We start from the raw sequence: 12,714 nt of genomic DNA, 5'->3' as shown, positions 1-12,714 counted from the left end.
TCCGCGTACGGGTACTGACATTGCACTCGGTTCGTCCGGCGGCGCCGTAATAAACATAATGATTGATAATGATAATATTCGTTAATGTGTTTTACCCGTTTAAATGGGTCGTGGTATCACGAAACACGCTCGGACGCGTCGGGCGGACCGATCCCTTCTAACCGTTTCCGGCGCGTTGGTCCCGCCCGTGAACGAGCGCGACGCACTCCGCCGGCTCTCCGCTGCCCTGCCGCACGCGGGCGACGACGCCGCCGTCGTCGGCGACGCCGTCATCACGACGGACATGCTCCACGAGCGCACCGACTTCCCCCCGGGAACGACCCGGTACACCGCCGGGTGGCGCGCCGTCGGCGCGTCGCTCTCCGACGTGGCGGCGATGGGCGCGAGCGCGACCGCCGCGGTCGCCGTCTACGCCGACGCCGACTTCGATCCCGACCAGCTCGACCGGTTCGTCGCCGGCGCGGTCGACGTCTGCGAGGCCGTCGACGCAGAGTACGTCGGCGGCGACCTCGACAGTCACGAGGAGTTCACGACCGCCTCGACCGCGATTGGCGACCTCACCGACGCCGGCCCGGTGACCCGCTCGGGCGCCAGCCCCGGCGACGCGCTCTGCGTGACCGGCGAGTGGGGACGAACGGCGGCCGCGCTCCGCCTGTTCGACCGCGGCGGCGAGGGGTCCGTCGCGCGCGACGACGCACCGGCCGTCGAACGCGCCAACGACCTCTTCAGGTTCACCCCTCGCGTCGCCGACGGGGTCGCCCTCGCCGGCCGGGCCACGGCGATGATGGACTCCTCGGACGGGCTCGCCCGGTCGCTCCACCAGCTCGCTGAGGCGAGCGAGGTCGGGTTCGCGATCGACCGCGACCGGCTCCCGGTCCACCCCGCGGTCGACGACGTCGCCGACGGTCCGACCGACCGGTTCGAGCTGGCGGCGCACTTCGGCGAGGACTTCGAGCTCGTCTGTGCCGTCCCCGACGGCGACCTCGACGCCGCCCGCGAGGCCTGTCCCGGCGGACTCGTGCGCGTCGGGAGCGTCGTCGACGCCGCGGACGGCGTCACCGCCGCTGGCGACCCCCTCCCCGACCGCGGCTACACGCACGGGTAGCTGGCTGCCCGCCCGATCCCTCGATGCTTATTGGCCGGGCCCCCTCGTGGCGACCATGTCGACCGAGACGGAGTGGATGCTGGCGGGCGAGCCGTACGATCCGACCGATCCGACGCTCGTCGCCGACCGCGATCGCGCCCGCGATCTCTCCCGCCGATACAACGCGACGAGCGGGAGAGAGCGCGGGCGTCGCGAGCGGCTCCTCCGCGAGCTCTTCGACGCGATCGGCGAGGACCCGACCGTCCAGCCGCCCGTCCGCTGCGACTACGGGTACAACGTCGCGGTCGGCGACGGCTTCTTCGCGAACTACGGCTGCGTCTTCCTCGACGCGGCCCCCGTCTCGTTCGGCGACCGCTGCCTGCTCGGCCCGGGCGTCCACGTCTACACGTCGACGCACCCGATCGACCCCGCCGAGCGCGCCACCGGCCGCGAGCGCGCCGAGCCGGTGACCGTCGGCGACGACGTCTGGCTCGGCGGCCGCGCGGTGCTCAACCCGGGCGTGACGGTCGGCGACGGCGCGGTGGTCGCCTCGGGTTCCGTCGTCACGAGGGACGTGCCGGCGCGGGCCGTGGTCGGAGGGAACCCGGCGCGGGTGATCCGGGAGATCGAGTGAGAACGGAGGAGGGAGGCCCTACGCCAGCACGTCGGCGAGGACGGAGGCGACGCTGACGACGCTGCAGCCGCGCTCGATGGTGTCGCTTCCGACGATGCGGTCGACGCCGGCGCCGCGGAGCTTCGTCACGGCGTTGGCGACGAGCATGGGGTGGACGCAGGCCGCGAACACCCGCGCCGCGCCGCGGTCGTTCAGGACGGCGACCGACTCGCTCATCGTCGACCCGGTGGCGACGATGTCGTCGACGACGACGACGTCGCGCTCGGAGACCGGGGCGTCCGACGGCGACACCTCGATCGCGCCCGTCTCGCGGTCGCGTCGCTTCTCGAAGTAGTCCGTCTCGCCCGCGCCGTACGCGTCCCGGACCGTCTCGGCGATGCCGATCGCGCCCTCGTCCGGTGCGAGAAACAGCGGTTCGCCGAGGTCGTCGGGCAGCGGCTCCGCGAGGACGCCCGCGGCGTCGACCGTCTCGACGGGGGCGTCGTAGAAGTCGGCGACGGCCGGCTCGTGAGGGTTGACGAGGACGACGCGGTCGGTTCCGGTGGAGACCGCCCGCGCCATCGCCCGCGCCGAGACGGGCTCGCCGTCGCCGAACGACTGGTCCTGCCGGGCGTACCCCATGTACGGGACGACGGTCGTCACGCGCTCGGCGCCGGCCTCGCGGACGGCGTCCTGCAGCTGGAGCAGTTCGACCCACGCCGCGTCCGAGTCGGTCGTCGCGACGACAGTCGCCTCGTCGTCGTCGAAGTCGGGCACCGCCGCGAGCGCCTCGCCGTCCGGGAACCGGTCGTACGTCGGCGTGGCCAGCCGCCGACCCGTCTCATCGGCGAGCGCGGCCGCGAGCAGCTGTGAGCTGGATCCGGGAACGATCATGGCCGTTCGTTCCCCAGACACCGATAAACCAGTTTCCTTACTCGGGCGGAGACGAGACCTCGAACCGGGTGCCCGCGCCCCACGCGAGCGTGTGACGCACCGCGGCCACAGGGGCGGATATTTACGCGAGCGGCGGATACGACGCCGTAATGACCGAAACAGGAGACCGAGTCGGTCTCCCCTGCCCGTCGTGTTCCCCGGGCGAGGAGACCGTCCACGAAGTGTTACGCCCCGGCGGGCAGGCGACCGTCCGCTGTACCGACTGCGACCACACGTACAAGACCGAGATCCCGGAGGAGGAGACCGTGGAGCTGAAGATCGTCGTCTCGCAGGACGGCGAGTCGTTCACGACCCGCATGGACGTGCCAGCGGACACCTACGTCGCGGCCGGCGAGGAGTTCGTCGTCGACTCCCCCGACGCGCTCATGCAGGTCCGGGTGACGGGGATCGAGGTCGGCCCCGAACGGCGCGTCGAGGAGGCCGACATCGAGGCGGTCGAGACGCTGTGGACCCGCGCGGTCGACAACGTCTCCGTGCCGGTGACCCTCCACCCCAAGGACGGCAACGCCGACGAGACGCGCTCGATCCGGGTGAACGTCCCCGGCGACTACGAGTTCACCGTCGGCGAGACCGTCGAGTTCGGCGACGAGGAGTTCGTCGTCGAGGGCGTCCAGATCCGCGAGGACGCCCCCGAGTACCGACACGAGAAGCTGGACCACGACGGCGACTTCGCGTACGCCAAGGACTGCAAACGGGTGTACGCCCGCGACGAGAGCCTGACGGCGTGGTCGGCCTGGTAGGCGACGTCCCGACGTGACCGGCGCGGTGTGACCGACGCGGTCGCTCACCGGCGGATCGCGTCCGAAAAAACGGTGGCACCGATGGGGGTAACCCACATCGAACACCGTCTGTGAGTTCGACCGCGGCGTGGTCGTGGTGGTTTAGATGACGCGGTTCTGCAGGTAGTCGAGGTGTTTCGCGTTGTAGACGATCTTGACCTCGTCGGTCGCCGGGCTGCCGATGCAGGTGAGACGGACGTTCTTCTCTTCGACCTCCTCGTCGGAGAGGATCTGCTGCATGTCCATCTCGATGTCGCCCTCCTTCACGATGGACGCGCAGTTCGCACAGGCGCCGGCGCGACACGAGAAGGGCCAGTCGTAGCCCTGGGCCTCGGCGGATTCGAGGATGTACTCGCCCTGGTTCACTTCGAGGGTACCGTAGTCCTCGGCGTCGAGGTCGGCGTCGGCGGCCGCCTCGAAGAGGTCGTCGTCGTCCATCGACCAGCCGTGGTCGTCGAGCACTTCGTAGTTGAGGTATTCTACTGTGGGCATCACTCGCCGGTTTGATGCCCACCTCATTAGGCTTTGCTGTTCCTCCCCTCTCGCGAGCGCCAAACCGGTCGAGCGGACGCCGGTCGCTCACCGAACGGGTTCGACCGCCCTGCGCGGCGCCTGACAGCTGGGTATCACGACTGATACGCCGCGGGTAACAGTAAATAGCGAACGGTCGCAAGCCGCGAGCGATGGAGGAGTCCGTCGTCGCCGACTTCGTCGGTCGCGTCCACGCCCCGGACGTCGGTAGCGACGAGCCCGTGACGGGACGCGTTCTCCTGAGTCAGCGGCGGCTGGTGCTTGCGACGGACGACGCGACGGTAACCGTCCCGCTCTCGTCCGTGTTCGACGTGGTCGTCGGAACGGTCCCAGGAGACCTGCGGTCCTTCTTCAGCGACAGCGTCACCGTCGCGTACGAGCGAGACGGAGCGCGGCGGTCGGCGCTCGTCGAGGGAGAGCCGAACGACATGGACCGGTTCACACGCCTCCTGTTCTCCGCCCTGTTGCGCGGGGTGACGGTCACCGTCCGTCATCCGGCGAAGGTGGGCGGGCGCGTCACCGACGCGTCGGACCGCACGGCGTCCGTCGCGCTCTCGCCCGGCGCGATCGGGTTCGTCGACTGTCCGGAGCCGTTCCGGGTCGACCTCTCGACCGTCATCGACTACGAGCGGACGAACCGGACGATCGGGGGGACGAAGCGCCCCGCGCTCGTGTTCCGGCACACCTCCGACGCCCGCACCGTCACCTCCATCGCGACGGTCCCGAACGAGCGCACACTGAACGTCCTCGGGCGGTACATCAAGCTGGAGTACGCCGACGTGAGAGCGGATCTCGAGTCGTTCGACCCGACCGAAGAGCAGCTGGAGATCCTCGTGTCGATCTACTCGGCCGGCGGCGAGGCGGACGTCGCCGACGTGGTCACGGGCGACGTCACGCAGACCTCGATGGTCCTCGAGACGCTCCGCGACGCGGAGCTCCTCGTCGACGGCGAGTCGGGCGCGGCGCTCACGCGGAAGGGACGGATGATCGTCACCTCGTATCTGGAGTCGGTCAACACGTGAGGCGCTCGGTGGCCGAGATGGACCGTGAACCCGGTGATCGACCCGCGCCCAGCGAGCGCTCTGAGCCGCCTCTCAGGGGAAGCTTCATACTGATGCGCACGTAGGTGAATCACATGCCAGACGACCGCCACGGGTGTTCGACGCGGCTGGACGCCGCGGTCCGCGAACGGGGGCTCGACGCCCCGACGGGCGACCGTCCGGACGCGCCGTCCGCCAACGCGGGGCCGCGGGTCGCGCGCGTGCCCGAGCCGCACGTCCACGACACCTTCTCGGTGGACGGGATCGACACGAAGCGACGCGAGGGGCTGTTGGAGGCCGTCCTGCTCGACCACGACGGCGTCAGCGCGGCCTCGGCGACCGAGCGAAACGGAACCGTCGGCGTCCACCACGACCCGGACCTGACCCGAGACGACCTCCGGGAGCTGCTGGAGTCGTGCGGGCTCGTGGTCGCGCGCGGCGACGCGGCGTTCGAGGTCCGGCGCGCCTCGCAGTTCGCCTCCGCCCGCGTCGCCGTCGCGGTGCTGTTCGGGCTGATGGTCGCGACCCCGTACATCGCCGTGCTCTACCCCACCCGCATCGAGTGGCTGTTCTACGACCCGGTCACGGTCGCGTACCTCCAGTCGATCCTCGACTCGAACGTGGCGACCCACTTCTTCGTCAACCTCGGCGCGCTCTCGGGCATCGCGTTCCTCGTCGCCTGCGGGCCGATCATCAAGCGCGCGCTCGCCGCGGCGGCGGCGGGGCGGGTCACGACCGAGAGCGTCTTCGTGGCGAGCGTCGTCGCCCTCTTCGGCTACAGCACGCTCGCGGCGTTCACCGCCTTCGAGGGCGGCGTCCACTACGACCTCGTCGCGTACGCGGTCGTCGTCGTCACCCTCTGGAACCACTTCGGCGTCGGGGAGACGACGCCCGAGACCGCGGGCGTCCGGGACCCGACCGCCGACGCGCCCGCCGCCGCCGACGAGGAGGAGCCGGTCGCGCTGACCGACGGCGGGCGCTGAGCCGGCCGGAACCGTCGGTTCACCCGACGACCGAGAGCCACCGCTCCGCGACGCGGGGGAACGACAGCGAAAGCAGGACCGCGACGCCGGCCGCCCACGTCAGTCCGAGGACGATACCGAGCGCACCGTCCGGGACGACGGTCGCGACCGACCGTTCCACTCCGAGTCCGCCGAAGATCGCCAGCGCCAGTCCGCCGTTGAAGTAGGGAATCCGCGCGAGCAGCAGCGACGGCGAGAGCGTCACCCACCCCGGCGTGGCGGTCGCGAGCGGCCGGACGAATCCGCCCCGCACGAGCGTCGCGGTGACCACGGCGGCGATCCACGCGACGAGCCCCGTCGCCTTCGCGTCGAACCAGCCGCTCGGCGGATGTTCCATGGCGAGCAGTAACACGGGCAGCGAGACGACCGAGATCTCCGCGAACAGCCGCGTGGTGTCGTGGAGAAACACCCCGAGACGGCTCTTTTCGACGCGCGTGAGCTCCCCGTATCCGTACCAGGTCCGCCGCTCGCCGGAGCGGGCGGCGGCGCCCTCTCGGCCGGGCGTCCGGCGGCGGCTCACGGCGCTCCCCCCACGACGGTCTCGCCGCCTGGGCCGTCGTCGAGGTCGACGACCTCCCCGATCGTCACCTCGTCGCCGACGGCGACGGTCGCTCCCCACTCCGTCTCGGGAACGAGCGTGTTCACCATCAGCCGGAAGTCGTGGTCGAACCGGTCGCTCTCGGTCCACGCGGGGAGCGTCTCTCGGCGCTTTCGGACGAACGTCTCGCGGAACCCGTCGGTCTCGACGCCCGTGTCCGGGTCACGGGAGGGGACGACGCAGCGCTGGCAGGGGTTGACGCCCAGGAGGGTCGCGCCGTCCGCAGCGAAGGCGACGGCCTCCCCGTGGTCGGCGAACAGCCGGTCCTCCCAGAACGCGGGGCAGTCGTCGAGCACCACGTTCGGGCGGAGCCGCCGCCGCATCTCCGTTGCGTCCGCGACCGCGTCGAACCACCCGGCGACGGTCTCCAGGGTCGCCCGCGAGACCACCGTCGGCCCCGGGGCGGCCCGGTCGTCGGGGAGCCCGCCGTCGGGCTCGCGAACCAGGTCGACGTCGTAGCCGAGGTATTCGCCGACCCAGGCTTCTAGCGCCTCCGCGTCGTCCGGGAGCGCGAACGTCCGCTCGTCCGCGACGATCCCCGTCTCGGAGCGCGCCGGCCGCGAGAGGGTCACCGCGGTCGGCGTCGCGTCGGCGGGGCCCGCGAGGTCGTAGCTCGCGCGGAGCCCGTGGACCGCCGGCTCGCGCTTCCCGTTGACGTATCCGCCGCTCCCGCCGACCGAGGCCTCGTGTGGGTCGACGCCGGCCTCGACGAGCGCGTACGTCCGGTCCCCCAGTAGCGCGCCTCGGGGGCCGATCTCGGCGCGCTCGACGGCGACGCCGTCGAGCGACTTCACCGGGTACGCGACGAGTTCCGCGATGCGTGCCATGCGTCGCGTTCGACGGGCCCGAACAAAAGCGATCGGCCGGACCTGCGAGCCGCGCTACTCCTCGTCGTCGGCGTCCGCGTCGTCGCCGGCGTCTGCCTCTGCGTCGTCGTCGTCGGCCTCGTCGGCACCGTCGGCGTCCGCGGCCTCACCTGCGCCGTCGGCGTCTTCGGCGTCGGTCTCGTCGCTGTCGTCAGCGCCGTCGCCTATCCCGGCCGCCTCGAACGCCGCGGCGACCTCGTCGGTCGGGACCGTGCGGTAGCCGTCGGCCTCGGTGATCGTCGCGACCGCGACGTCGTCGGGTTCGAGCTCGTCGTCGTGGACGGCGAGGGCGGCGACGCCGAGCTCGATGCCGTCGGGCAGCGAGAGGTCGTCGGTCCACTCCTCCTCCAGGTGGGCCTGAATCTCCTGACGCCCGCCGCCGATGACGGTCGCCTTCCACTCGTTCGGGGTGCCCGAGGGATCGGCGGCGAACAGGCGCGGCTCGCCGTCCTCGACGCCGCCGATGAGCAGCGCGGCGCCGTACGGTCGGGTGCCGCCGCGCTGGGTGTTCTCCTGGATGTGGTCGGTGACGAACTTCGTCAGCGCCTCGACGCCGACGGGCTCGCCGTACCGCAGCCGGTTCCCCTGTGACTGTCGTCGCGCGAGGTCGATGAGCTGGCGGGCGTCGGCGACGTGCCCCGCGCTCGCGGTGCCGACGTGGTCGTCGAGCTTGTGGAGCTTCTCGATGCTCTCGGACTCCATCAGCGTCGAGGTGGCGCGGGACATCGCGACGAACGCGACGCCCTCCGCGGTGCGAATCCCGACGCTCGGCGCCCCGCGAGAGACCGCCTCGCGGGCGTACTCGACCTGATAGATGCGGCCGTCGGGCGAGAACAGCGACGTGCCGCGGTCGTACGCCTGCTGGTCGTTATTGCCCATCATCGTCGGTCACCCGCCCTCGCGGCGTCGCTTCGGTTCATTACCCGTCCTTACGCTGGACGGTTGAAAAACCCTCCTCAACCGGTACGCCCGGAGCGGGACCGGACGCCCGCTCCCCCGCTGGCGGCAGTCCGCTCTCGGCTGTCGTCGACGCCGACTCGCCCTCAGTCGCCGACTCGCCCTCAGTCGTCGACCCGCTCGTAGGTGACGAACGCGAGACCGCCGTCGCCCTCGGTCTCGGCGTCCGCGACGACCTCGCGGTCGACCTCCCGCCACTCGTCGGCGTTCCACTCCGGAAAGCGCGTGTCGCCGTCGGGACGCCCGGTCACCTCCGTCAACACCATTCGGTCGGCGCGGTCGAGGAACTGCTCGTAGACGGTCGCGCCGCCGATCACGTAGGCCTCGCCGACGCCGCGGTCGAGGGCGTCGGCGGCGGCGAGCACAACCGCCCCGTTGACGTCGTTCGCGGCGACGGCCCCCTCGGGGAGGTCGAGGTCGCGCGTCGTCAGGACGACGCTGGTGCGGTCGGGGAGCGGACCGCCGATCCGCGCGACGATGCTCTCGTAGGTCGCACGGCCGACGATCACCGGGTGACCGACGGTGAGTCGCTTGAAGTGCGCCAGGTCCGCCGGGTGGTGCCAGGGCATCCCGCCGTCGTCGCCGATGACGCCGTTCTCCGCGACCGCGGCGACGACGACGAGGTCGACGTCGGGACCCCCCGAACCGCCCACGCCACCGTCAGTGCCGTGGCCGTCGGACGCGTCTCCGGCCATCACTCCGCGACCGCGAACGAGAGCCCGTCCGCGGAGTCGTAGCCGACGAGCTCGACGTCCTCGTCGGTCAGTTCGTCGAGAGGGACGTCGGCGATCTCGATCTTCGGCCGCTCGCGCGGCTCCCGCGAGAGCTGTTCGAGCAGGCCGGGAACGTGGTCATACCCCTCCTCGCCGTCGGTCTCGTCCGGCGCGGTCCGCTCCACCCAGCTCTTCACGTCGAGGTAGTCGGCCTTGCTCTCGACGTTCGCGAGCCGGTCCTGGACGTACGGGAGGTTGTTCGCGTACCACTTGCCGCGCTCGCCGCGGCCGCAGTAGACGTGCGCGTCGACGACGGTGTGGCCGAACTTCCCCACCTCGAACCCCGCACGCTGAGCGAGCGCGTTCGCGAGCAGCGCGTACGCGGCGACGTTGAACGGGACGCCGAGCGCGATGTCACCCGAGCGCTGCGTGAGGTGGAGGTTCAGCCGACCGTCCTGGACGTTCACGACGAACGAGTAGTGACACGGCGGGAGCGTCGAGGTGGCGGCGTTGGCCGGGTGCCACGCGTTCACGACCATCCGGCGCGAACGGGGGTTCTCATCGAGGGTGTCGAGCACGTACCGGATCTGATCGAACGTCCGGCGCTCGGTCCCGTCGGGTCCCTCCTCGACGGTCACCCAGCGGTGGGCGTCGTTCGGCCACGTCTCGCCCGGGAGCGCGGCGTCGGATTCGGGCACCGGATACCGTCGCCAGAACCGGCCGTACGCGGTGTCGAGCCGACCGGTCTCGTCGGCCCACGCGTCCCAGATCTTCGTCTCCTCGCGGAGGTTCTTGACGTGCTCCTCGCCCGAGAGGTACCACAGCACCTCGTGGATGAGCGAGTTCCAGCGGTAGCCGTCCATCTTCTTCGTGGTGAGGAGGGGGAACCCCTCCGCGAGGTCGACGGTGTACTGCCCGCTGAACGACGCGATGGTGTCGACGCCGGTCCGGTTCGGCTTGTACGTGCCCGTCGACAGGGTGTCGTCGACGAGATCGAGGTACTGTTGCATGGTTGGTTGCGTCGCCCCCGTCCGACGAGCACGCGAGGCGACTGTCTATCGGATCAGATAGGCGGGGGGAAACTAAGTGTGTCGCGACCGAATTTCGGGGAGGCGTCTACACGCCCCTCGACTCGAACCTCGTTTTATACCCAACCGACGCCGTGGCGCGCCCCGGAGAGCGGCCGAAGGCCGCGAGCCGCCGGTGCGAGGGAGTCGGGCGGCCGGAGCGAAGCGGAGGCCGGCCGACGAGGCTGGGGAGGCGTGAGGTGCGGTTGCGGTGCTGTGCGGGGTGGGACTCAAAGGGGCAGCCATGAGGACGAAGCACGACGACGCAAGCACCACAGACCGCGAACGGAGTAAGCGGTCGAGGAGCGCAGCGAGTCGCGCGAGTCCTCGCGGCTGGGGCTTTGGAGGTGTTCTCCGCCGGACCAGTACCAATTGTTTATAAACGGACGGCTGCGACTTCGGAGAACTTCACCTCGTCGTCGACAATTCGTAAACGGCCGACACCAACATCGCAATCCGTTTTATATCGCCGTCACCCACGCTCGGTAGTCCTCGTCGAGCGCGTACACCTCGCGGAACGCGCGCTCGATGAACCCCGCCACGCGGTTCGCGTCGGAGCGCGCGGTGACGACGGCGTTCGTCCCCTCGGCCTCCTCCGGGCTGACCAGTTCGTCGATGCGGAACTCGGGGAACTCTCCCAACAACTCCTTCAGCCGCTCCAGCTCCTCGTCGGTGCAGTCCAAGATCAGCTCCGTGCCGGCGAGCTGGACCCACGGCGGCACCTCCCCGCCGTCGGTCGCGTCGCTGTCGGGGTCGACGTCGACGGTCATCACGTCGCTCGACCGGGCGCGGTGGGCGGCCGCCGCGTCCGCGAACAGCTTCAACCGCTCCGCCTCCGTCGCGGCGTCGAATCGGGTCATACCGTCAGTGGACGCCGCGTCGGGTTAAAACGGGTCACTCTCGCTCCGTCTCCGCAAGCACGTCCTCGAGGAGGTCGAGCGTGCGCTCGGCCTCGCGCACCCGGTCGTCGACCGCGCCGGTCTGCAGGAGCTCCAGCTCCGACTCGTCGAGCGCGTCGCGCACCTCGGCCGCGCGCCGGAGCCGCTCGTACTCGTCGCCGCGCGCGAGGTCGCGGACGGCGCGCAGCGTCGCGACCGTCTCGTCGTCCGCGACCCGCGCGACCAGCGGGATCAGCTCGTCGATCTCGTAGGCGAGCGCGTCGCCGCCGGCCGGCGGCCAGTCGAGCGCCAGCGGCGCGCCGTCGAGCCGCTCGATGTACGTGCGGTGGACCGCGACCGCGGTGCGGAGCGCCCCGGGGTCGTCGACGTAGTGCTCCAGCTTCGAGTTCGAGTAGTCCGCGTACTCCAGCAGGGTCGGGAGGGGCTCCTCGCCCGTCTCGTGCTCCGCGACGTACTCGGCCAGGTCCGTTGGCGGCACGTCGACGTCGACGAACGGCGTCGCGTCCGCGCGGTCGAGGAAGGCGAAGACCTCGCGGGCCGACGCGGACTTGTAGAACTCGTCGAACGACTCGCGGACCGCCTCGTTGTACGTCTCGACCGGCTCGCGGAGGCGGTCGACGTCGGCGTCGAGGTCCGCGTCGGCCATCGCCGCGACCTCGCGAAGCTCGTCGAGCCGCGCGACGAGCGCCTTCCGGGCCTCCCGGGCGCCCTTGCGCGCCGCCCGGTAGTCGTCGACCGCCTCGTCGCGGGCGGCGAGCAGGTCGACGTACTCCGCGACGGGGTCGAGCGCGTCGCGCGCGGCCTCGAAGTCGCGCTCGGAGAGCCGCTTCTTGTCGACCGCTTCGTCGGCGGCCGCGAACGCGTCGGCCGCGAGCGCGTCGTCGTCGACGCTGACGGCGTCGTCGAACGCCCCGCGGAACTGAACGTACGAGCCGAAGTCGCCGGTGCCGACCGCGTCCTCCTCGTACTGGTCGAGGACGCGGTGCGCCCGCCGGTACGCGTCGACGGCGGCCTCGATCCGGTCGCGGCCGAGGTCGTCGATCCGGGCCTCGATCCGCCGGAGCTCGTCGTACCGCTCGCGGAGCGTCGCGGCCGCCTCGCCCGCCTCCGCGACCGGGCCGGCGTCCCGTTCCGCGGCGCCGCGCTCCGTCCCCGAGCCGCCCATTCAGTACACCTCGTCCGGATCGAAGGCGCGCTCCCCGACGCGCTCGCCGTCGACCGTCCGGTGGAAGCACGACCGGTGTCCCGTGTGACACGCCCCCACGTTCTGCTCGACGAGGTACAGGAGCGCGTCGGCGTCGCAGTCGACCCGGATCTCGCGGACCGCTTGAGTGTGCCCGGAGGAGCCGCCCTTGTGCCACAGCTCGTCTCGCGACCGGGAGTAGTAGTGCGCCTCGCCCGTCTCGCGGGTGCGCTCGAGCGCCGCCGGCGAGACGTACGCGAGCATCAGCACCTCCCTCGAGTCGGCGTCCTGGGCGACCGCGGGGACGAGCCCGTCCTCGCCGAAGTCGACGTCGATCGGCTCGGCCGCGTCGCCGCCCGCTTCGGCGTCCTCGCCCGCTCCCGGCTCCGCGTCGGCGTCGGTCATGTC

Annotated in this window: 15 protein-coding genes; 5 read left to right on the top strand and 10 right to left on the bottom strand. The window is 71.1% G+C overall.

Annotation, left to right across the window (positions count from 1 at the left end; genetic code table 11):
• The first annotated feature begins 187 nt into the window (after window positions 1–187).
• A complete protein-coding gene (thiL, locus tag U4E84_RS00930) occupies window positions 188–1,105 on the top strand; it encodes a thiamine-phosphate kinase (protein ID WP_322530214.1) in 918 nt (305 codons plus the stop codon).
• A gap of 55 nt (window positions 1,106–1,160) precedes the next feature.
• Complete coding sequence (locus U4E84_RS00925) at window positions 1,161–1,718, top strand: sugar O-acetyltransferase (RefSeq protein ID WP_322530213.1); 558 nt, start codon at window positions 1,161–1,163, stop codon at window positions 1,716–1,718.
• Between the two features lie 18 nt (window positions 1,719–1,736).
• On the opposite strand, the gene prs is transcribed toward U4E84_RS00925, so the two are convergent.
• Window positions 1,737–2,591 carry a ribose-phosphate diphosphokinase gene (prs, locus tag U4E84_RS00920; RefSeq protein ID WP_322530212.1) on the bottom strand — a complete coding sequence of 285 codons (855 nt, stop codon included), beginning with the start codon at window positions 2,589–2,591 and terminating at the stop codon, window positions 1,737–1,739.
• 149 nt (window positions 2,592–2,740) lie between these two features.
• Between prs and U4E84_RS00915 the strand changes: the two genes are divergently transcribed.
• Window positions 2,741–3,391, top strand: a complete 651-nt coding sequence (locus tag U4E84_RS00915) for an HVO_0476 family zinc finger protein (protein WP_322530211.1) — start codon at window positions 2,741–2,743, stop codon at window positions 3,389–3,391.
• 141 nt (window positions 3,392–3,532) lie between these two features.
• Here the strand turns inward: U4E84_RS00915 and fer are convergent, their stop codons facing one another.
• A complete protein-coding gene (gene fer / locus U4E84_RS00910; protein WP_322530210.1) occupies window positions 3,533–3,922 on the bottom strand; it encodes a ferredoxin Fer in 390 nt (129 codons plus the stop codon).
• A gap of 191 nt (window positions 3,923–4,113) precedes the next feature.
• Between fer and U4E84_RS00905 the strand changes: the two genes are divergently transcribed.
• Window positions 4,114–4,983: a CheF family chemotaxis protein gene (locus U4E84_RS00905; RefSeq protein WP_322530209.1), complete on the top strand. Its 870-nt coding sequence runs from the start codon at window positions 4,114–4,116 to the stop codon at window positions 4,981–4,983.
• A gap of 113 nt (window positions 4,984–5,096) precedes the next feature.
• Window positions 5,097–5,984 (top strand): hypothetical protein, encoded by an 888-nt coding sequence (locus tag U4E84_RS00900; protein WP_322530208.1) that lies wholly within the window; start codon window positions 5,097–5,099, stop codon window positions 5,982–5,984.
• A gap of 19 nt (window positions 5,985–6,003) precedes the next feature.
• Here the strand turns inward: U4E84_RS00900 and U4E84_RS00895 are convergent, their stop codons facing one another.
• The 8 genes from U4E84_RS00895 to hisI form a co-directional block, all read right to left on the bottom strand.
• Window positions 6,004–6,543 carry a hypothetical protein gene (locus U4E84_RS00895; RefSeq protein WP_322530207.1) on the bottom strand — a complete coding sequence of 180 codons (540 nt, stop codon included), beginning with the start codon at window positions 6,541–6,543 and terminating at the stop codon, window positions 6,004–6,006.
• Window positions 6,540–7,448 carry an MOSC N-terminal beta barrel domain-containing protein gene (locus U4E84_RS00890; protein ID WP_322530206.1) on the bottom strand — a complete coding sequence of 303 codons (909 nt, stop codon included), beginning with the start codon at window positions 7,446–7,448 and terminating at the stop codon, window positions 6,540–6,542. The genes U4E84_RS00895 and U4E84_RS00890 overlap by 4 nt, the downstream gene beginning before the upstream one ends.
• A 54-nt stretch (window positions 7,449–7,502) precedes the next feature.
• Window positions 7,503–8,369, bottom strand: a complete 867-nt coding sequence (gene psmA, locus U4E84_RS00885) for an archaeal proteasome endopeptidase complex subunit alpha (protein ID WP_322530205.1) — start codon at window positions 8,367–8,369, stop codon at window positions 7,503–7,505.
• A 179-nt stretch (window positions 8,370–8,548) separates the two neighbouring features.
• The gene (locus U4E84_RS00880) at window positions 8,549–9,139 is read right to left on the bottom strand and encodes a dihydrofolate reductase (protein ID WP_322530204.1); all 591 of its coding nucleotides are present in this window, start codon (window positions 9,137–9,139) and stop codon (window positions 8,549–8,551) included.
• Complete coding sequence (thyA, locus tag U4E84_RS00875) at window positions 9,139–10,167, bottom strand: thymidylate synthase (protein ID WP_322530203.1); 1,029 nt, start codon at window positions 10,165–10,167, stop codon at window positions 9,139–9,141. Before thyA ends, U4E84_RS00880 begins: the two co-directional genes overlap by 1 nt.
• A 518-nt stretch (window positions 10,168–10,685) precedes the next feature.
• Complete coding sequence (locus U4E84_RS00870) at window positions 10,686–11,084, bottom strand: hypothetical protein (RefSeq protein ID WP_322530202.1); 399 nt, start codon at window positions 11,082–11,084, stop codon at window positions 10,686–10,688.
• Window positions 11,085–11,118: 34 nt separating this feature from the next.
• A complete protein-coding gene (locus U4E84_RS00865) occupies window positions 11,119–12,288 on the bottom strand; it encodes a hypothetical protein (RefSeq protein WP_322530201.1) in 1,170 nt (389 codons plus the stop codon).
• Window positions 12,289–12,711 (bottom strand): phosphoribosyl-AMP cyclohydrolase, encoded by a 423-nt coding sequence (gene hisI, locus U4E84_RS00860; protein ID WP_322530200.1) that lies wholly within the window; start codon window positions 12,709–12,711, stop codon window positions 12,289–12,291.
• Window positions 12,712–12,714: the final 3 nt, after the last annotated feature.

The organism is Halorubrum sp. AD140 (assembly GCF_034497445.1).
GTDB lineage: Archaea > Halobacteriota > Halobacteria > Halobacteriales > Haloferacaceae > Halorubrum.
The sequence above is the reverse complement of the archived record's forward strand: the minus strand, read 5'-3'. Positions and strand labels throughout refer to the sequence as shown.

What these genes read in the sequence shown, in the direction of transcription:
- U4E84_RS00925 (WP_322530213.1), top strand. Translation starts at nt 1,161, where the DNA reads ATGTCGACCGAGACGGAGTGGATGCTGGCGGGCGAGCCGTACGATCCG.
- prs (WP_322530212.1), bottom strand. Translation starts at nt 2,591, where the DNA reads ATGATCGTTCCCGGATCCAGCTCACAGCTGCTCGCGGCCGCGCTCGCC.
- U4E84_RS00915 (WP_322530211.1), top strand. Translation starts at nt 2,741, where the DNA reads ATGACCGAAACAGGAGACCGAGTCGGTCTCCCCTGCCCGTCGTGTTCC.
- fer (WP_322530210.1), bottom strand. Translation starts at nt 3,922, where the DNA reads ATGCCCACAGTAGAATACCTCAACTACGAAGTGCTCGACGACCACGGC.
- U4E84_RS00905 (WP_322530209.1), top strand. Translation starts at nt 4,114, where the DNA reads ATGGAGGAGTCCGTCGTCGCCGACTTCGTCGGTCGCGTCCACGCCCCG.
- U4E84_RS00900 (WP_322530208.1), top strand. Translation starts at nt 5,097, where the DNA reads ATGCCAGACGACCGCCACGGGTGTTCGACGCGGCTGGACGCCGCGGTC.
- U4E84_RS00890 (WP_322530206.1), bottom strand. Translation starts at nt 7,448, where the DNA reads ATGGCACGCATCGCGGAACTCGTCGCGTACCCGGTGAAGTCGCTCGAC.
- psmA (WP_322530205.1), bottom strand. Translation starts at nt 8,369, where the DNA reads ATGATGGGCAATAACGACCAGCAGGCGTACGACCGCGGCACGTCGCTG.
- U4E84_RS00880 (WP_322530204.1), bottom strand. Translation starts at nt 9,139, where the DNA reads ATGGCCGGAGACGCGTCCGACGGCCACGGCACTGACGGTGGCGTGGGC.
- thyA (WP_322530203.1), bottom strand. Translation starts at nt 10,167, where the DNA reads ATGCAACAGTACCTCGATCTCGTCGACGACACCCTGTCGACGGGCACG.
- U4E84_RS00870 (WP_322530202.1), bottom strand. Translation starts at nt 11,084, where the DNA reads ATGACCCGATTCGACGCCGCGACGGAGGCGGAGCGGTTGAAGCTGTTC.
- U4E84_RS00865 (WP_322530201.1), bottom strand. Translation starts at nt 12,288, where the DNA reads ATGGGCGGCTCGGGGACGGAGCGCGGCGCCGCGGAACGGGACGCCGGC.
- hisI (WP_322530200.1), bottom strand. Translation starts at nt 12,711, where the DNA reads ATGACCGACGCCGACGCGGAGCCGGGAGCGGGCGAGGACGCCGAAGCG.